The following is an 18,862-nucleotide window of genomic DNA, read 5'->3' as shown; positions in this document are numbered from 1 at the left end:
TTTTGTGTTATACTATTATTGGGATTGGAGATAAATAGTATAACGCATTCAAGGGGGATAACATATTATGACTCGTGTGGCAATTAATGGATTTGGACGTATTGGGAGAATGGTATTTCGTCAAGCGATAAAAGAAAGCGCATTCGAAATTGTAGCGATTAACGCAAGCTATCCACCAGAAACATTAGCACATTTAATCAAGTATGATACAGTTCATGGCAAGTTTGACGGAACAGTGGAAGCATTTGAAGATCATTTATTAGTGGATGGGAAAATGATTCGCCTTCTAAACAACCGCGATCCAAAAGAATTGCCTTGGAAAGAACTGGATGTTGAAATTGTAATTGAAGCAACTGGTAAATTTAATGCGAAAGAAAAAGCAATTCTTCACGTAGAAGCTGGGGCGAAAAAGGTTATTTTAACAGCACCTGGTAAAAATGAAGATGTAACAATTGTAGTTGGTGTAAACGAAGAACAATTAGATATTACAAACCATACTGTGATTTCAAATGCATCTTGTACAACAAACTGTTTAGCGCCTGTTGTTAAGGTGTTAGATGAGCAATTTGGAATTGAAAACGGTTTAATGACAACTGTTCATGCTTATACAAATGACCAAAAAAATATTGATAACCCACATAAAGATTTACGAAGAGCGCGTGCTTGTGGACAGTCTATTATTCCTACAACAACAGGCGCTGCGAAAGCTCTAGCGAAAGTTCTTCCACATTTAAACGGAAAACTTCATGGGATGGCACTTCGTGTTCCGACACCAAACGTGTCTCTTGTTGACTTAGTAGTAGATGTAAAACGTGATGTAACAGTTGAGGAAATTAATGAAGCGTTTAAAACTGTTGCAAACGGTCCATTGAAAGGGATTATTGAGTTCAGTGAGGAACCTTTAGTTTCGATTGACTTTAATACAAATACACACTCAGCTATCATTGATAGTTTATCTACAATGGTAATGGGCGAACGTAAAGTGAAAGTACTTGCTTGGTATGATAACGAGTGGGGTTACTCTCGCCGCGTTGTAGATCTTGTGAAGTTAGTTGGCGCTGAATTAACAAAACAAGAAAGTGTGCAACACATTTAATGATACAAGGAAGGCAAGCGATTGCTTGTCTTCTTTTTTATGCTTTTTTCTGAAAAGGAAAAAAATTATATGAGTATATTTTTATAAATGGTACATATAAAAAAACATTGTGATTACTGCATTTGTGAATCAATTATTTTTTTTGGGGAAAAGTAAAGAAGAGAATATGACAAAAAATCGAAAAAACTGTTGTTGCAAAATGAAAATAAACAAAGTATACTAACACTCGTAAACTTAAGAGCTGAGGTACGTAGTTACTACTTAAAGGGTTAGGACCTCTCTGGACTAACTTTCCCCCGTGGTAGTAGAGCAAGCCAAATTGCAAATTAGTTTTCAATTCGAACAGTTAGATTAAATTTTTATGAGGGGGAACTGTAGAATGGATACTATGGACACGATGGGTCGTCACGTAATCGCTGAACTTTGGGATTGCGATTTCGACAAGCTTAATGATATGCCGTTTATTGAACAATTATTTGTGGATGCAGCACTAAGAGCTGGTGCTGAAGTACGTGAGGTTGCTTTTCATAAATTTGCGCCACAGGGTGTAAGTGGAGTTGTAATCATTTCGGAGTCACATTTAACAATTCATAGCTTTCCAGAGCACGGCTATGCAAGTATTGATGTTTATACTTGCGGGGATCGTATTGATCCAAATGTTGCTGCAGAGTATATTGCAGAAGGTTTAAATGCGAAAACGCGAGAGAGCATCGAGCTTCCTCGAGGCACAGGTAGCTTCGAAATTAAGCATAGAGAAACAAAAGCTCTTTAAAAAAGAACATAATTGATTTAAAATGTAAAGAGGTGTATAATGCACCTCTTTTTAGTTTATATAAATTTGAAATTGTAAAATGGTAGACTGTTTTTGACGAATGCTTGCTATAAAGTAAATTTTTAAAAAGTAACGTATTATTGAACGTGAATAGTAGGATAAGGTAGTGAGCAAATACAAATAGGTTATATAATATTGTATATATATTTTCACATGTAGATGAAGTAAAAAGAATGAAGATTAAATTGCAAGGGAGTGAATGAGTTGCGTTGTCCAGCCTGTTTTCATAATGGTACAAGAGTATTGGATTCACGTCCGGTAGATGAGGGACGCTCCATTCGAAGAAGAAGAGAGTGTGAAAGTTGTTTAAATCGATTTACGACATTTGAACGAGTAGAAGAACCACCTCTTATTGTTGTAAAAAAAGAGGGAACACGAGAAGAGTTTAATAAAGAAAAGATTTTGCGTGGATTAATTAAAGCGTGTGAAAAAAGACCTGTATCGTTAAAACAATTAGAAGAAGTAACACAAAATGTGGAGCGTGAACTTCGTAATTTAGGAATATCAGAAGTGAAAAGTGATATGATCGGTGAAATCGTAATGGAAGCACTTCGAGATATTGATGATGTTGCTTATGTACGATTTGCCTCCGTATATCGTCAATTTAAAGATTTAAATGTATTTATTGAAGAATTAAAAGATATACTGCAAAAAGAACGAGAATAAAGTGAAACTTTGAGCCCGCAAATAGTGGTGAAAAAGAGCTAGAAGCGAAAGCTATTAGCTCTTTTTCACTAAGGAATTATATACGTAGAATGGAAGAAAGAAAGGAATTGCAAGGATGGAAAAACAGTCATGGATGGAGCTATTGCCAATTGATCGTTATAAAGTAAGTGCAAAGGGGTTGCTGCATAGTTACGATCGGAAGGTATTAACGATGTTATATCAACCATTAGTGGGTAGCAAGGCTTTTAGCTTATACATGACGCTGTGGGGAGAGCTAGAGCAGGATCGTGTATTTGGAAAAGAGAATACACACCACTCTCTTATGGTGACAATGCAAATGCAGCTTCCTGAAGTATATGAAGAACGGATGAAATTAGAAGCAATTGGGCTTTTAAACGTATATATAAAAAAAGAAAAAGATATTCGAATGTTTATATACGAATTGCAGCCGCCGTTATCACCAAAACAATTTTTTGATGATATTGTCCTGAGCATCTTTTTGTATAATCGATTAAGCCGTGCGAAATATAATCAAGTTAAACAATATTTTTTAGAAGAAGAGTTTGATTTTGCTTCTTATGAAAATGTTACACATTCCTTTAATGATGTATTTGGGTCTTTTAATCCAGGGCAATTTGAACATGCGCAAGAGGAACTTCGAATTCCAAGTAGCGCAGTTATGCCGGGCAATGAAAAAGGAACTGCCCCACAACTTTGGAACGATTTCTTTGATTTTTCTTTATTTGTAGAAGGGTTATCGACTCTTGTGCCGCGAAAAGCGATTACGGACCAAGTGCGTGAATGTGTTGTTACACTCTCTTACGTGTATGGTGTGGATGTGCTGTCGATGCAAAATATTGTGCTTGGTGCAATGACAGAATTGCAAACGATTGATATGGAAAGGCTTCGGAAAGGAGCGCGTGATTGGTATCAATTTGAAAATGGTCAAGCGCTTCCAGTGTTAAGTGAACGAGTACAGCCTCATGCTGCACGTACGATGAAAGAGAAAGAGCCGTCTACGCAAGAAGAGATGCTCATTAAACAGCTAGAAGAAATTTCTCCAAAACAATTGTTAAAAGAAATTTCAGGCGGGGCAGAAGCAACGAAAGCAGATTTGCAAATTGTAGAAGAAGTAATGATGAATCAAAAACTAACGCCAGGTGTGGTCAATGTACTTATTTATTATGTAATGCTGCGTTCGGATATGAAGCTTGCCAAAACATATGTTGAGAAAATTGCGGGGCACTGGGCACGAAAAAAAGTAGGTACGGTATCAGAAGCGATGGCATTGGCGAAAGAAGAGAATCGTCAATATCAAGAATGGGCTGAAACGAAGAAAAAGGGTCATACTTCGAAGAAAACAGTGCGGAAAGAAATGGTGCCCGATTGGTTGAAAGAACAATCCAAGGAACAACCAGAAGAACAGCCTAAGGAACTTACGAATGTGGCGAAAAAATCGAGCAAGTTAGAAGAAGAACGAAAGAGATTGGAAGAAGAGTTGAAAAAATATAAGCGTGATTAATAGAAGAGAATGAACGCTCTTTGAGGTGAGAGAATGGAGCATATTCAAAATTCATTTGCAAAGTTGATGCAAAATGAGAATTTTAAAAATAGATACGAAGTGTTAAAGGCGGAAGTGATGGCGCATCCGCGTGTGAAAGAGTTTATTGAAGAACATAAAGGTGAAGTGACGACTTCCATGATAGAGCGAAGTCTTGTGAAACTGTATGAATACATTGGGCAAAGTGTTGGATGTGCAGATTGTCCGAACTTAGAATCATGTAAAAATATGATTCAAGGATATGAGCCGAAACTGATTATTCAAGGTAAGATGATTGATATTCAATATGATCGCTGCGTAAGAAAAGTGGCTTATGATGAGCGGAAGAAATATGAAAAATTAGTTCAAAGTGTCTATATGCCAAGTGATATTTTACAGGCTTCTATGGAAAATTTAGATCCATCAGATTTAGAACCGCGAATTGAGGCGATTCGTGCAGCAAATGAATTTTTAAGTGCATACGAACCTGGAAAAAAAGTACAAGCGTTATATTTCTACGGTAAATTTGGTGTAGGGAAAACGTATCTCTTAGGAGCGATTGCGAATGAATTAGCCTTAAAAAAAATAAGTTCAATGATCGTATACTTACCAGAATTTTTACGAGAAATTAAAAGTTCACTGCAAAATAATACGATAGGTGAAAAAATTGATGCGGTGAAGCGTGTACAAGTATTAATGTTAGATGATATTGGGGCGGAAGCAATGTCAAGCTTTGTGCGTGATGATGTGCTTGGTGCTATACTGCAGTTCCGTATGCTTGAAAACTTACCGACGTTCTTTACGTCTAATTTTGACTTTAAACAGCTAGAACATCATTTAACCTACACACAGCGTGGAGAAGCAGAAGAAATGAAAGCGGCGCGTATTATGGAGCGTATTAAGTATTTGGCGAAGCCAGTTCCAATTGGTGGGAAAAATCGTCGTCATACGTAAAGAGTGAGCATACTGCTTGCTCTTTTTTTTATGTTTCTTCAGTATATGTTTGAAATTTCATACGAGCTTGTATCATTTTTTTTCTAGTCCCTTAATATATATAAAATTAGCAAGGATTGTAGAGTGAAGCGGAAGAAGGTATTGCTACTTAGCGCCTAGCTTTCGTGAACTGGACTCTTATGGGGGCTTGAGAGAAAGTAACTCCGTAGAGCGGGATAAAAGGGGGGACAAGAGTGATTGAAATCTGCTTCGAAGAAAAAAATGATGCTGCGCACGTATATCAACAACTGATAAGGAGAACGGAAAAGCTATATAAAGAAACAAGTGTTTATTTATATGAACAAAAGGTAACGATTCATATACCAATATGCGAATCGAATTATATTGAGAAAGTTTTAATACCAGTACTTCTTTATTTTATTGTTAATATAAAACAAAACGAATGGCTTCGTACTATTTTAAAAGAGAAATTTTTTTATGAAGAACAAGAAGAGTGCCATCAAATTTTACATATGGCACATGCTATCTTAAATGGAAAGCGAAAAGGGATTGCCCGTGATCTAACACGTAATAAGATTGAAGTCCGTATTATGTCTTCTTTAAAAGGATGGCTCTGTGACCCACTTTCTTTTTCTTTTTCATCTTATATTCGTTTTCGCCTCCGCGCATATAGGGAGATGGTACACCGACTTGCGGAAGTGGCGATCGATGAATATAAAATGGAGCAAGAATATCAAATGTTTGTAGAAATGCTAAGGCAACAAGTGAGCAGCCGAAAATCACGTTTACCGTGTCTACATCTTGTATTTGATGAAAGTTTTATTTTTTATGATGAAAAAGGAATACGTTTAAAACAAGAAAAATTAGTTCAATATATAGAAGAGGATTTACTAAATAAGCAGGGCGTATATATTGACACGAAGGTAATTGCACCGCTTCTTTCTATTGCGCCGAGAATGATTTATTTGTACACGAAAGAGCAAGATCACAATATGATTGTTACCCTTCAAAATGTATTTCAAGAACGAGTTCAGTTATGTGCACTGCATGAATTTGAACACAACGTAAAAAATTTAAAAAATAAAGGGAACACCCTTGATTTTCTAAGTTTTTGAGCATATAATTACCTACATAAATGAAATATATTGAAATGTTACGATGAGGACATGAGTGATTTACTACGATTTTCAGAGAGGGAAGCCTTAGGGTGTGAGCTTCCTAGTACGGGTTTATTACTTACCACCTCTAAACTTTAGCAGTGAACACTTTTTCTAGTAATTGCTAACGGCCAACACCGTTATGTTGAACTTGAGCAATTGACAGTTTAGTTAATTGGAACAAGGGTGGAACCACGAATTCAACACTCGTCCCTTTTTACGGGATGAGTGTTTTTTATTTTGAGAAAAAAAGGAGTGACCAGTGATGGCAGATGTAGTTAAAATTACTTTCCCTGATGGAGCTGTGAAGGAGTTTCCAAAAGGAACAACAACTGAAGAAATCGCAGCTTCTATTAGCCCAGGCTTAAAGAAAAAAGCTGTGGCTGGAAAATTAAATGATGAGATGATCGATCTTCGTACACCAATTGAAGAAGATGGTGCAGTTTCAATCATTACATTAGATTCTGAAGATGGCTTATACATTTTACGCCACTCAACAGCCCATCTTTTAGCACAAGCGTTAAAACGTTTATATAAAGATGTAAAACTTGGTATTGGTCCAGTAATCGAAAATGGTTTCTACTACGATATCGATATGGAAGAAGCAATTACAGTTGAGGACTTCCCAAAAATCGAAAAAGAGATGCAAAAGATTGTGAACGAGAATTTAGAAATCGTTCGTCATGAAGTGCCACGTGCGGAAGCACTTCGCCGTTATGAAGAAATTGGCGATGAACTAAAATTAGAATTGATTAACGATCTTCCAGAAGATGCGGTTATTTCAATTTATGAACAAGGCGAATTCTACGACCTTTGCCGTGGGGTTCACCTTCCATCTACAGGGAAAATTAAAATGTTTAAATTGTTAAGTGTTGCAGGTGCTTACTGGCGTGGCGATAGCAATAATAAAATGCTACAGCGTATTTACGGTACTGCATTCGTGAAGAAAGCAGAATTAGATGAGCATTTACGTATGCTTGAAGAAGCGAAAGAGCGTGACCACCGTAAATTAGGTAAAGAGTTGAAGTTATTTACAAATAGCCAAAAAGTAGGACAAGGTTTACCGCTTTGGTTACCAAAAGGTGCAACAATCCGTCGTATTATTGAGCGTTACATTGTTGATAAAGAAGCGAGCTTAGGATATGACCACGTATATACTCCAGTATTAGGAAGCAGAGAGCTTTATGAAACTTCTGGTCACTGGAATCACTACCGAGATGGCATGTTCCCATCAATGGAAATGGATAATGAGGAATTAGTACTTCGTCCAATGAACTGCCCTCACCATATGATGGTGTATAAAAACGATATCCACAGCTATCGTGAATTACCAATTCGTATTGCAGAGCTTGGAACAATGCACCGCTATGAAATGTCGGGTGCACTATCTGGGTTACAACGTGTACGTGGAATGACTTTAAATGATGCGCACATTTTCGTTCGTCCAGATCAAATTAAAGAAGAATTAAAACGCGTTGTAAACTTAACTTTAGAAGTATATAAAGACTTCGGTTTAGAAAATTATTCATTCCGCTTATCTTATCGTGATCCAGAAGATACTAAAAAGTATTATGCTGACGATGAAATGTGGGAAAAAGCACAATCTATGTTAAAAGAAGCTATGGATGAAATGGGTCTTGAGTACTATGAAGCTGAAGGTGAAGCTGCATTCTACGGTCCAAAACTTGACGTTCAAGTTCGTACTGCACTTGGAAAAGACGAAACACTTTCAACTGTACAATTAGACTTCTTACTTCCGGAGCGCTTTGAATTAACTTACGTTGGGGAAGATGGTAAACCTCATCGTCCAGTTGTTATTCACCGCGGTGTTGTATCAACTATGGAACGTTTCGTTGCTTTCTTAATCGAAGAGTACAAAGGTGCATTCCCAACATGGTTAGCGCCAGTTCAAGTACAAGTAATCCCAGTTTCTCCGCAAGTACATTTAGACTACGCGAAGAAAGTACAGGAAGACTTGCAACGTGCTGGTATCCGTGTGGAAGTGGATACTCGTGAAGAGAAAATCGGTTATAAAATCCGTGAAGCACAAATGCAAAAAATTCCGTATATGCTTGTAGTAGGTGACAATGAAGTTGCTGAAAACGGTGTAAACGTACGTAAATACGGTGAACAAAAATCAGAAACAATCGCATTAGATGCGTTTGTTGATATGATTAAAGTTGAAGGAAAACGCTAAGGAAAAGGCGCGGCATGCCGCGCCTTTGTTTTATGGGTAAGGGGAACAAAAATTAGAAATAATAACCAAACAAGACTTATCATAAAAAAGTATTGCATGTATTCGTGTTGTTTGTTACAATGTTTCTTGTTGTTAGTAAAACGCGTCTTCTTGACAGACGTTATATCCTATGGTAAACTCATCAAGGATAATAGAATATTGTTTTGTAGAACAAGTAGAAGCACCCGCTTCTCACCTGATTGACGCATACGCAGTTAGCAGGTAAATGTCTTTCTTACTTAAGATTGTACAAGTGTGGGTGTCCGTATGCCCACACTTTTTTGTTTGGGTTCTATGACTACAAACGTATTCTAAGAAAACCTTGGAGGTGGCTTACTATTAGCAAGGATATGATGATTAACGAGCAAATTCGTGCACGTGAAGTACGTTTAGTTGGTGCGAATGGTGATCAACTTGGCATCAAGTCTCGTAATGACGCTTTAGACTTAGCTGCAAATCTTAATCTTGATTTAGTATTGGTTGCTCCAAATGCGAAACCGCCAGTATGCCGCATTATGGACTACGGTAAATTCCGCTTTGAGCAACAAAAGAAAGAAAAAGAACAGCGCAAAAATCAAAAAGTAATTAGCATGAAAGAAGTTCGTTTAAGTCCAACAATTGATGAACACGACTTTAACACAAAACTTCGTAATGCTATCAAGTTTTTAGAGAAAGGCGACAAGGTTAAAGCGTCAATTCGCTTTAAAGGACGTGCCATTACTCATAAAGAAATCGGTCAACGTGTTTTAGATCGCTTCTCAGAAGCTTGTGCTGAAGTTAGTACAATCGAATCTAAGCCTAAAATGGAAGGACGTAGTATGTTCTTAGTTTTAGCACCGAAAAACGATAAGTAATAGATAGAGGAGGAAATACCTATGCCTAAACAAAAAACTCATCGCGGCGCTGCAAAGCGTTTCAAAAAGACTGGATCTGGTAAACTTAAGCGTTCACACGCTTACACAAGCCATTTATTCGCTAACAAATCTACGAAAGCTAAACGTAAACTACGTAAAGCTGGTGTAGTAAGCGCTGGTGACTTCAAACGCATTCGTCAAATGCTTGACAACTTAAAATAAGTTCGGCTGATATATAGAACAAATAGGAGGTAATATTATGCCAAGAGTAAAAGGTGGTACAGTTACTCGTCAACGTCGTAAAAAAGTTATAAAATTAGCAAAAGGTTACTACGGTTCTAAAAATACATTATTTAAGGTTGCTAACCAACAGGTTATGAAATCTTTACTATATGCATTCCGTGACCGTCGTCAAAAGAAACGTGACTTCCGTAAATTATGGATCACTCGTATCAACGCAGCTGCTCGTATTAACGGTCTTTCTTACAGCCGTTTAATGCACGGTTTAAAAGTTGCTGGTATCGAAGTTAACCGCAAGATGCTTGCTGACTTAGCTGTTCATGACGAAAAAGCTTTCGCTGAATTAGCAACAGTTGCAAAAAACAACTTAAACTAATTGTTCAAAAACCTTAGAAGAATTTTCTTCTGAGGTTTTTTTATTGTTTGGAGCTACTTTTATAATTAATATAATTGTTCAATAATTTGTGATATATTTCGCAAATTATTGTCATAATTCAACTGCCTCTCGTTTCTTCTATTATATTAAGATGAACTTGTAAGAACTTTTTGTATCTATAACTAGGAGGCGTTTACATGAAAGCAGCAGTTGTAAATGAGTTCAAAGAGAAGTTAGAAGTGAAAGAAGTTCCAAAACCAAAAGCTGAACTTGGTGAAGTTCTTGTACATATTGAAGCATGCGGCGTTTGCCATACAGATTTACATGCGGCGCACGGTGATTGGCCGGTAAAACCGAAACTCCCATTAATTCCAGGACATGAAGGTGTTGGAGTTATTGAAGAAGTAGGGGAAGGTGTTACTCACGTAAAAGTTGGTGACCGGGTTGGAGTACCATGGCTATATTCAGCGTGTGGTCATTGTGAATATTGTTTATCTGGCCGTGAAACGCTTTGCTTAGATCAACATAATGCAGGTTACTCAGTTGATGGTGGTTATGCAGAGTATTGCGTTGCAGCAGCTGATTATGTTGTGAAAGTACCGGATAACTTAGAGTTCGTTGATGCAGCACCGCTATTTTGTGCCGGTGTTACAACATATAAAGCATTAAAAGTATCAGAAGCAAAACCTGGCGATTGGGTTGCGATTTTTGGTATCGGTGGCCTTGGGCATTTAGCCGTTCAATATGCAAAAGCAATGGGGTTACATGTTGTTGCTGTTGATACCGTAGATGATAAATTAGAGCTCGCCAAAGAACTTGGTGCAGATTTAGCTGTGAATCCACTTAAAGAAGATGCGGCAGCGTGGATATTCGAGAAAGTAAAAGGTGTGCATGCATCTATTTGTACAGCTGTATCAAAGCCGGCATTTGATCAAGCGTACCGTTCTGTTAGACGAGGTGGCGCGTGTGTAGCAGTAGGGTTACCACCAGAAATGATGGAAGTACCAATCTTTGATACCGTCTTAAATGGTGTGAAAATTATTGGCTCTATCGTAGGGACAAGAAAAGACTTACAAGAAACATTGCAATTTGCCGCAGAAGGAAAAGTAAAAGCAATTATAGAAACACGTCATCTTGATGAAATTAATGAGATTTTTAGTGAAATGGAAGAAGGAAAGATTAATGGACGTGTTGTACTTGATATGACAAAATAAGTATAAAAGCTATAACAATATAGAAGAATATGCAGTAAAAAAGTCGGAGGTTTCCTCTGGCTTTTTTACTGTCGTTTAAAGGCATCTTTCCTAGTAGAAACGACACTGCTATAATGGAAAGATGATATGGAAGTTTCATCATATGTAGATGATGTCTGAAACGTATTGATGATTTAGGGACAAGCTATTTTATAAGGGGTTAGGAAGCTAACTAGATAATAAAGGGTAGGATTTTTAAAGCTTACAATAAATATGAGATGAAACAACATTGTTTTTATGCGATGTTGGAGGAGGAATAGAATGGATTTACTACAGCTATTTAAATTACAAAAAGAGTTAGATGATCGTATTGTGAAAGAACATGATTTACAACCGAAGAAATTATTAAAAGAAAAAATGCTAGCACTCCTTGTTGAAATTGGAGAACTTGCAAATGAAACACGTTGTTTTAAATATTGGAGCAAAAAACCAGCAGCTGAACGTGAAGTTATACTTGAAGAATATGTAGATGGCCTGCACTTTATTTTATCGATTGGAATTGACCTAGGAATCGATAAAAACTTCCTATTTTATAAATGTGCTCAAACGAACAAAACACAAGTTGAAATTTTCTTAGACACGTATGCGAAAGTAATTCGTTTTACGGACCAACCGTCTATTACAAATTATATTGAACTATTTACAAGCTACCTTCGTTTAGGACAAGCTCTTGAGTTTGGTCAAGAAGAAATTGAAAAAGCATATTTAGATAAAAACGAAGTCAATCATCAGCGTCAAACACAAGGGTATTGATTTGTTTTTTGAATATTTCAATTTACTTTTGTATAATGAAGTGAATGAAGAAAAAGGAGGGTGTTGGCAATGACAAAATTAGATTCGACATTGACAATGCTAAAAGAATTAACAGATGCACGCGGGATTGCAGGTAATGAGCGCGAACCACGTGAAGTTATGAAAAAATATATCGAACCATTTGCAGATGAACTTTCTACAGATAATTTAGGAAGTTTAGTTGCGAAAAAAGTTGGGGAAGAAAACGGTCCGAAAATTATGGTAGCTGGCCACTTAGATGAAGTTGGCTTTATGATTACGCAAATTGATGACAAAGGTTTCCTTCGTTTTCAAACAGTTGGTGGCTGGTGGTCACAAGTTATGCTTGCGCAGCGCGTAACAATTGTAACACGTAAAGGTGATGTAACAGGTGTAATTGGTTCAAAACCACCACACATTTTACCAGCAGAAGCTCGTAAAAAACCGGTTGAAATTAAGGACATGTTCATTGATATCGGTGCTTCTAGCAAAGAAGAAGCAATGGAATGGGGCGTACGACCAGGGGATCAAGTTGTACCATACTTTGAATTCCAAGTGATGAAAAATGAAAAGATGCTACTTGCAAAAGCATGGGATAATCGTATTGGCTGTGCTATTGCAATTGACGTGTTAAAACAATTAAAAGATGAAAAGCATCCAAACGTTGTATACGGCGTTGGAACTGTTCAAGAAGAAGTAGGTCTTCGCGGTGCGAAAACATCTGCACATTATATTAAACCAGATATCGCATTTGCTGTAGATGTTGGTATTGCCGGCGACACACCAGGAGTAACAGAAAAAGAAGCGCAAAGTAAAATGGGTGATGGACCACAAATCATTTTATATGATGCATCAGTCATTGGACATACTGGGCTTCGCAATTTCGTAGTTGATGTGGCGGATGAATTAGATATCCCTTATCAATATGATTCTGTAGCTGGTGGAGGGACTGACGCAGGTGCAATTCATATTTCTGTCAAGGGTATTCCATCTATGGCGATTACGATTGCAACTCGTTATATTCACTCTCATGCAGCAATGTTACATCGTGATGATTATGAGAATGCAGTGAAGTTAATTGTAGAAGTTATCAAACGTCTTGATAAAGAGGCTGTACATAATATCACATTTAATTAATAAGAAAAAGCGAAGGGGGTTCCTTCGCTTTTTTTATGTTTTTACCATGCAGTTATTCTTGTTCTTGTATCATTTTCATCAGTAATAAATTGTATATTTTCAAATCCGAAGACTGCTGCGTTCTTATAAAGTAATTCGAGTTTTTCTTTATCTTTGCAGTAAATAACGGTATAACAGCTGTCTACTACGAAAAGAACGAGTTCACACTCACTTTCAACGAATTCTTCATAAGTTTCAATTTCTGAAACTTTGCCTTTCGGATATGCTTGTAAATCAGCGAAAATAATATAATAGACATTGTTTTCTAATAGATTTTTAAGATCAGCACCTTCCATTATTTCATTATCTGTTTCAAAAAGGTCTTTATCTATATCTAACTCATCATTAACTACTAAATAAGACTCTACGGGGGTAACTCTCCAACTGAAAGTAGAAATGTCTATTGGTTTTAATACATCCGACAAGAGTCATATTTATCAGTATTAGGTAGTTGAAAACTTATTCCTCTCTTCATAAAATAATACTCCCTCTGATGATTTTGTAAATATTACTAAATACTATATGAAAGATCTTTAATGCGTTATAAATATATCTTGTTAAAAAGGTCTCTCTAGTCCAGCAGCAGTATGCGCTCCTAAAATAATCAACCTTGTAAGCTGCATCGCCATAAAGTGCGGCGTATAAATCATCCCTCTTTTTAACCACGACATAATCATACCGATATGCGCACCTGTTACATAGCTAATGAGAATATCACGAGGAACCATAAGTTCGTCATCATCTGGCTGTGAAATAGAAAGACTTAATGTTAAATGTGTTTGAATGGTTTTCATCATTTTATAAGAATAGTTTCCAGCTGCTTTGTCTCCGAGCATTACGTTATAAAAGGTTGCATTCTCAGCGATGTGTTCAAATAAGGCTAGAAAAATTGGATTAGGTGAATTGAATGTAAGCTGAAAATCTTCTTTTGTTTGCTTTTTTGGCTTAATCACTTCTGATAAAGATGCTAACATCTCCTCTATACTCTTATCCAATAAATCGTATTTATCATGATAATGGCTATAAAAGGTAGCACGATTGACAGGAGCACGTTCAGCGATATGTTGCACTGTGACATTTTCAAATCCTTTTTCGCCTACTAAAGCGACAAAAGCATCCTGTATTAATTGTCTCGTTCGTTTCACACGCGGATCGTTTGTATTTTTAATAGACATTTTATTTCTCCTTGCTGAATTTTAATCACTTAAACAACAAATAGATAGCAAAGTGTTGGATAACCAACACATATGCTCACATTGTCGGTTGTAGATTCAAAAAAATTATTTATAATTATAAACGATATTCCTTTAGAAAACAGCACCGCGAGCATGCAGGTAAAGATTGTGTTGCATAGCAAAGGGTGTGCTTTTTTTGTTTAATGGTTAATATAATTAACCATTAAACAGTATAAACAAAAGGGGTAGAAATAGTTTAGAAAAAAATTATATGCGATATAAGGAGAGGAAAGCAATGAATCAGTTTCGAAGAATGGTGATTATTAATATTATCACATTAATTGTATTAGTTGGCGGCGGTATTGGCGGTTATTACTACTATAATCAAGCTGAAAACTATTTAAAAACAGATAATGCGAAAATCGATGGGAAAGTGATCCCAATCGCATCACCAGTAGCAGGGAAATTAGCAGAATGGAAAGCCGAAGTAGGTAAGAGCTACAATGAAAACGATAAATTAGGTGCTGTTACTGTATCAGGACAAAATGGTGAGCAAACAATCGACGTAACAATTCCTAAAAATGCAACAGTTGTTCAATCCAATGCAACAACAAATGCGTTTGTCGGAGCAGGTAGTCCAATTGCATATGCATACGATATGAACGATTTATGGGTAACAGCAAACATTGAAGAAACAGACATTGATAGTGTACAAAAAGGTCAAGAAGTAGACGTATATGTAGATGCATATCCTGATACAACGTTAACAGGAAAAGTAGAACAAGTTGGATTAACAACAGCAAATACGTTCTCTATGTTACCATCAAGCAATGCAACAGCAAATTATACGAAAGTAACACAAGTTGTACCAGTTAAAGTTTCTTTAGATCATAGCAAATCAGTAAATATTGTTCCTGGAATGAATGTGACAGTTCGTATTCATAAGTAAGGGGGGAAGATAAAATGTCCTCAGGTTTAATTGTAGGATATGCATTATTTTGTATCATCGTCTTCTTCCTTGTAAATCGTCTTTTAAGAAAGAAAAAAACGAACGCGGGAGAAGAACAAGTCCCAGCCGTAAGTAAGATAGAAACAACGCAATCAGAGCAACCAGAACCAGAACCTTCCAATGTAGTAGAACTAGAAACGACAAAAAAAGAAGTAGTAGAACAAGAAATACAGAAAATGACAAAAGAAGTACCGAAAAAGCAATTGCCGGTAGAGAATGTCAATGTAAAAGCAGTTGTAGCGGTATTAATTCTCGGTATGTTCGTTTCCATTTTAAACCAAACAATCATTAATGTCGCATTGCCTCCATTAATGAATGAGTTCAATGTATCAACTTCAACAGCGCAATGGTTAATTACAGGATTTATGCTCGTGAACGGGATTTTAGTACCAATTAGCGCCTTCTTAGTTTCTCGGTTTACGTATCGAAAATTGTTTGTAGCAGCTATGTTATTCTTTACAGCCGGCTCTATTATTTGTGCGTTATCTGGAAACTTCACAATGATGATGACAGGGCGTGTAATTCAAGCGGTAGGCGCTGGTATTTTAATGCCAGTTGGTATGAATATTTTCATGACTTTGTTCCCGCCGCATAAGCGCGGAGCTGCAATGGGATTACTTGGGGTAGCGATGATTTTAGCGCCGGCTATCGGACCAACTGTAACAGGATGGGTGATTGAAAATTATAGCTGGAACTTAATGTTCTATGCGATGTTTGCCATTGGTTTAATCATCATATTATTATCTTTAAAATTCTTTACACTAGCTCAGCCAGTTTCTAAAACAAAGTTAGATATGTTTGGTGTTATTAGTTCAAGTATTGGACTTGGTAGCTTACTGTATGGATTTAGTGAAGCTGGAAACAACAGCTGGAGCAGTGCCGAAGTTGTTATTTCACTTATTATTGGTGTAATTGGTTTAGCGGTGTTCATTTGGAGAGAGATGACGACGGATAACAAAATGCTGGATTTACAAGTGTTTAAATATCCAACGTTTACTTTTACATTATTAATTAACGCGATTGTAACAATGGCATTATTCGGAGGTATGTTATTACTTCCTGTATACCTGCAAAACATTCGTGGCTTTACGCCAATTGAATCAGGTCTCCTGCTTCTTCCAGGATCATTAATTATGGGGATTATGGGACCGATCGCAGGGAAACTATTTGATAAGTATGGCATTCGCCCATTAGCAGTAGTTGGATTAGCGATTACGACATATGCAACGTATGAGTTTACGCAGTTAACGATGGATACACCATATAGCGTCATTATGACGGATTATATTATACGTTCATTTGGTATGTCATTCATTATGATGCCAATTATGACAGCAGGTATGAACGCACTGCCGATGAAATTAATTTCTCACGGTACAGCAACACAAAATACATCTAGACAAGTAGCAGGTTCAATTGGTACAGCAATCTTAATTACAATTATGACGCAGCAAACAACAGCTCACGTAGCGGATTACGGAAATATGCTAACAAAAACAAACCCAATTTTAGTGGATAAAGTACACGGAATGGGACAAAGTTTAGCAGCGGTTGCCGGATCAGCACAAGCTGGAGATGCGATGAGCTCACAACTATTATTCGGACAAATTTCGAAGCTGTCTGCGATTAATGGTATTAATGATGCTTTCTTAATTGCAACAATATTAGCGGGTATTGCCTGGGTATTATCATTATTCTTGCCATCAGGTAATAAGCCGAACCGAAAAGCAGGGAATTAATTTCTCTGTTTTTTCTGTGTTCTTATATTTTAAAAAACTACATCGGCAGAGACATCAATTGATAGAAGATAGCTCCCAGTACTCCTGCCGAACAAATGATAATCCCCATATTGCAAATGCTCTTAATTTGATTACGTATCCCGCTTATACCTGCCAATAAGCCAGCTAAAGCGAAAAGAATCCAGTACAGGACAGTTGGAATTGGTAAGATCTTATCGCCATCAATCCCCATTCCCCAGAAAATAAAAGGCATAGCGACGAATGAGAAACAAATAATCCCCATTGTAATAACAAGTAGCTTTCGATACCTGACTCCTGCTATAACTAAATAAATTCCACCAACTATTCCACATGATACAAGTACGGGCATAAAGAAAACCCACAGAAAGCTTAACATTTGCATATTATAAATTCCTCCTAATTTGTAAGTTATATTTTACAATTAAAGGTTTATTTAATAAAAGAAAGAAGAAGTATTGATAATGATATGAAGTAGCATAGCTGGAATGATAGATTTTGTTTGTTTATATAACAATGCGGCAAATAGTCCAGTAATAAATGCACTCACCATCACACCAACTAAATATGTATGAGCGATGCCAAATAATAGACTGGATAAAAGCGCAGCTGGCCAAAATGTAAACTTCTCTTCAAAGAAACGTAAAAGCAATCCCCTGCATACAAGTTCCTCATAAATAGGTCCAATGATCTAACTGTGTACGTATTTGCAAAGTTATACTCCTTTTTCATTTAATAGATTAAAGTTTCAATTTATCACGTTATTTGTGGGCAGTAAGACTTCCCGCCTCAAGATTCAGAGAGAAACAAGGGAGATAGGTGGGGGATGAGGAAAACCCCCACTGATTAAAGTTTCACTTTATAAAAACGCAAGCGTATTATTCATAATATGAAATAGCATGGCTGGAAGGATGGAATTTGTTCGTTTGCATAAAATCGCCATCAATAGCCCCATAAGGAAAGTAATAAGCATTACACCAAGTGAGTATGTATGAGCGACTCCGAAAATTAAGCTCGTCCCAATTGCAGCAATCCAAAATGGAAAACGTTCTGAGAAGAAACGAAGGATGATACCTCGGAAAATAATTTCTTCAAAAATAGGAATGAAAATTGCAGATCCAATAATTAATAAAATTCGATATTGCTTTAGAACATCCAAGTTTAAAGCGGATGCTTGTTGCGTTGTTGCATCGGGAAATAGATGTGTTGAGATTAGTGAATTCAAGACGATATTTAAGGCGAAGAAAAGAGTTAGGTATACGTAAGTACTTACCTTTTTGAGTGCCCTGAAATTGAAAGCAGATGATAATAGCTTTTTCACCGGTTCATACTTATAAATGAATAACAATAAAACGAGCAGTTGTAATAAAGTGCTCGCAGTATTTCCAAGTGACTCATATAGAGCAATTGTCTTTTTATTTGTAATGCCTTCACTATAAATCGTAAGCGGGAGTAATATAAATAAGCCGCTTAGTAGTCCTGTTCCAAAAAAGGCAAATAAGGAAGAACCCAAAAATTGTAACCAGGACATAGATTGTTTTGGACCGTATGTAAGTTGTGTAATCGATTGCATATATCGAATCTCCTCTTTATATTTATATATAAAAATTATACACATTTAGTTTCAGTATGTCATTGTCTAATATTGCATAATAATCAGATATTTAAAGTTGGAAATGAATGATTAAGAAACAAAATAGAAAAGTACGATATTTCGTTATTGATTGATAGGGTGGACTCATCAAAGGTATTTATTCAAAAGCATTTAAT

Annotated in this window: 18 protein-coding genes, 2 pseudogenes and 2 other annotated features; of the genes and pseudogenes, 15 read left to right on the top strand and 5 right to left on the bottom strand. The window is 36.6% G+C overall.

The window, feature by feature from the left end; translation table 11 throughout:
* The first annotated feature begins 67 nt into the window (after positions 1 to 67).
* The 13 genes from NSQ40_RS23235 to NSQ40_RS23175 all read left to right on the top strand — a co-directional run bounded on the left by NSQ40_RS23235 (position 68) and on the right by NSQ40_RS23175 (position 13,112).
* Positions 68 to 1,096, top strand: a complete 1,029-nt coding sequence (locus tag NSQ40_RS23235) for a glyceraldehyde-3-phosphate dehydrogenase (RefSeq protein WP_018764454.1) — start codon at positions 68 to 70, stop codon at positions 1,094 to 1,096.
* Between the two features lie 388 nt (positions 1,097 to 1,484).
* On the top strand, positions 1,485 to 1,868 hold the full coding sequence (speD, locus tag NSQ40_RS23230; protein WP_006096185.1) for an adenosylmethionine decarboxylase: 384 nt from the start codon (positions 1,485 to 1,487) through the stop codon (positions 1,866 to 1,868).
* A gap of 264 nt (positions 1,869 to 2,132) precedes the next feature.
* Positions 2,133 to 2,594 (top strand): transcriptional regulator NrdR, encoded by a 462-nt coding sequence (nrdR, locus tag NSQ40_RS23225; protein WP_016116577.1) that lies wholly within the window; start codon positions 2,133 to 2,135, stop codon positions 2,592 to 2,594.
* A gap of 115 nt (positions 2,595 to 2,709) precedes the next feature.
* Entirely contained in the window at positions 2,710 to 4,116 is a 1,407-nt protein-coding gene (locus NSQ40_RS23220) for a replication initiation and membrane attachment family protein (RefSeq protein ID WP_003201003.1), read from the top strand.
* 33 nt (positions 4,117 to 4,149) lie between these two features.
* A complete protein-coding gene (dnaI, locus tag NSQ40_RS23215) occupies positions 4,150 to 5,088 on the top strand; it encodes a primosomal protein DnaI (protein WP_003201005.1) in 939 nt (312 codons plus the stop codon).
* A gap of 233 nt (positions 5,089 to 5,321) precedes the next feature.
* Entirely contained in the window at positions 5,322 to 6,203 is an 882-nt protein-coding gene (ytxC, locus tag NSQ40_RS23210; protein ID WP_003201007.1) for a putative sporulation protein YtxC, read from the top strand.
* A gap of 31 nt (positions 6,204 to 6,234) precedes the next feature.
* Positions 6,235 to 6,463, top strand: a binding site (T-box leader).
* A 47-nt stretch (positions 6,464 to 6,510) separates the two neighbouring features.
* A complete protein-coding gene (gene thrS, locus NSQ40_RS23205) occupies positions 6,511 to 8,442 on the top strand; it encodes a threonine--tRNA ligase (protein ID WP_003201009.1) in 1,932 nt (643 codons plus the stop codon).
* 206 nt (positions 8,443 to 8,648) lie between these two features.
* Positions 8,649 to 8,770: a sequence feature (ribosomal protein L20 leader region), on the top strand.
* A gap of 61 nt (positions 8,771 to 8,831) precedes the next feature.
* A complete protein-coding gene (infC, locus tag NSQ40_RS23200) occupies positions 8,832 to 9,335 on the top strand; it encodes a translation initiation factor IF-3 (protein ID WP_000973214.1) in 504 nt (167 codons plus the stop codon).
* A gap of 21 nt (positions 9,336 to 9,356) precedes the next feature.
* A complete protein-coding gene (gene rpmI, locus NSQ40_RS23195; RefSeq protein WP_001125945.1) occupies positions 9,357 to 9,557 on the top strand; it encodes a 50S ribosomal protein L35 in 201 nt (66 codons plus the stop codon).
* A gap of 37 nt (positions 9,558 to 9,594) precedes the next feature.
* Positions 9,595 to 9,951, top strand: a complete 357-nt coding sequence (rplT, locus tag NSQ40_RS23190; protein ID WP_003201011.1) for a 50S ribosomal protein L20 — start codon at positions 9,595 to 9,597, stop codon at positions 9,949 to 9,951.
* A 197-nt stretch (positions 9,952 to 10,148) separates the two neighbouring features.
* The gene (gene adhP, locus NSQ40_RS23185) at positions 10,149 to 11,165 is read left to right on the top strand and encodes an alcohol dehydrogenase AdhP (protein ID WP_003201014.1); all 1,017 of its coding nucleotides are present in this window, start codon (positions 10,149 to 10,151) and stop codon (positions 11,163 to 11,165) included.
* Positions 11,166 to 11,465: 300 nt separating this feature from the next.
* Positions 11,466 to 11,957, top strand: a complete 492-nt coding sequence (locus NSQ40_RS23180) for a dUTP diphosphatase (protein WP_003200923.1) — start codon at positions 11,466 to 11,468, stop codon at positions 11,955 to 11,957.
* A gap of 69 nt (positions 11,958 to 12,026) precedes the next feature.
* Positions 12,027 to 13,112 (top strand): M42 family metallopeptidase, encoded by a 1,086-nt coding sequence (locus tag NSQ40_RS23175; protein WP_341286154.1) that lies wholly within the window; start codon positions 12,027 to 12,029, stop codon positions 13,110 to 13,112.
* A gap of 41 nt (positions 13,113 to 13,153) precedes the next feature.
* Here NSQ40_RS23175 and NSQ40_RS23170 read toward each other — a convergent pair.
* Positions 13,154 to 13,626 (bottom strand): annotated as a pseudogene (locus NSQ40_RS23170) (DUF2691 family protein).
* Between the two features lie 82 nt (positions 13,627 to 13,708).
* Positions 13,709 to 14,326, bottom strand: a complete 618-nt coding sequence (locus NSQ40_RS23165; RefSeq protein WP_003200928.1) for a TetR/AcrR family transcriptional regulator — start codon at positions 14,324 to 14,326, stop codon at positions 13,709 to 13,711.
* 295 nt (positions 14,327 to 14,621) lie between these two features.
* Between NSQ40_RS23165 and NSQ40_RS23160 the strand changes: the two genes are divergently transcribed.
* Both NSQ40_RS23160 and NSQ40_RS23155 read left to right on the top strand, forming a co-directional pair.
* Positions 14,622 to 15,275, top strand: a complete 654-nt coding sequence (locus NSQ40_RS23160; protein WP_018764448.1) for an HlyD family secretion protein — start codon at positions 14,622 to 14,624, stop codon at positions 15,273 to 15,275.
* A 14-nt stretch (positions 15,276 to 15,289) separates the two neighbouring features.
* Positions 15,290 to 17,074: a DHA2 family efflux MFS transporter permease subunit gene (locus NSQ40_RS23155; protein WP_003200932.1), complete on the top strand. Its 1,785-nt coding sequence runs from the start codon at positions 15,290 to 15,292 to the stop codon at positions 17,072 to 17,074.
* A 37-nt stretch (positions 17,075 to 17,111) separates the two neighbouring features.
* On the opposite strand, the gene NSQ40_RS23150 is transcribed toward NSQ40_RS23155, so the two are convergent.
* The 3 genes and pseudogenes from NSQ40_RS23150 to NSQ40_RS23140 all read right to left on the bottom strand — a co-directional run bounded on the left by NSQ40_RS23150 (position 17,112) and on the right by NSQ40_RS23140 (position 18,665).
* A complete protein-coding gene (locus NSQ40_RS23150; protein WP_033796473.1) occupies positions 17,112 to 17,477 on the bottom strand; it encodes an ammonia permease in 366 nt (121 codons plus the stop codon).
* A gap of 51 nt (positions 17,478 to 17,528) precedes the next feature.
* A pseudogene (locus tag NSQ40_RS23145) lies at positions 17,529 to 17,783 on the bottom strand (lysostaphin resistance A-like protein); the annotation flags it as partial.
* Positions 17,784 to 17,951: 168 nt separating this feature from the next.
* The gene (locus tag NSQ40_RS23140; RefSeq protein ID WP_003200937.1) at positions 17,952 to 18,665 is read right to left on the bottom strand and encodes a CPBP family intramembrane glutamic endopeptidase; all 714 of its coding nucleotides are present in this window, start codon (positions 18,663 to 18,665) and stop codon (positions 17,952 to 17,954) included.
* Between the last annotated feature and the right edge of the window lie 197 nt (positions 18,666 to 18,862).

Source organism: Bacillus sp. FSL K6-6038 (assembly GCF_038050455.1).
GTDB classification, from domain to species: domain Bacteria; phylum Bacillota; class Bacilli; order Bacillales; family Bacillaceae_G; genus Bacillus_A; species Bacillus_A pseudomycoides.
The sequence above is the reverse complement of the archived record's forward strand: the minus strand, read 5'-3'. Positions and strand labels throughout refer to the sequence as shown.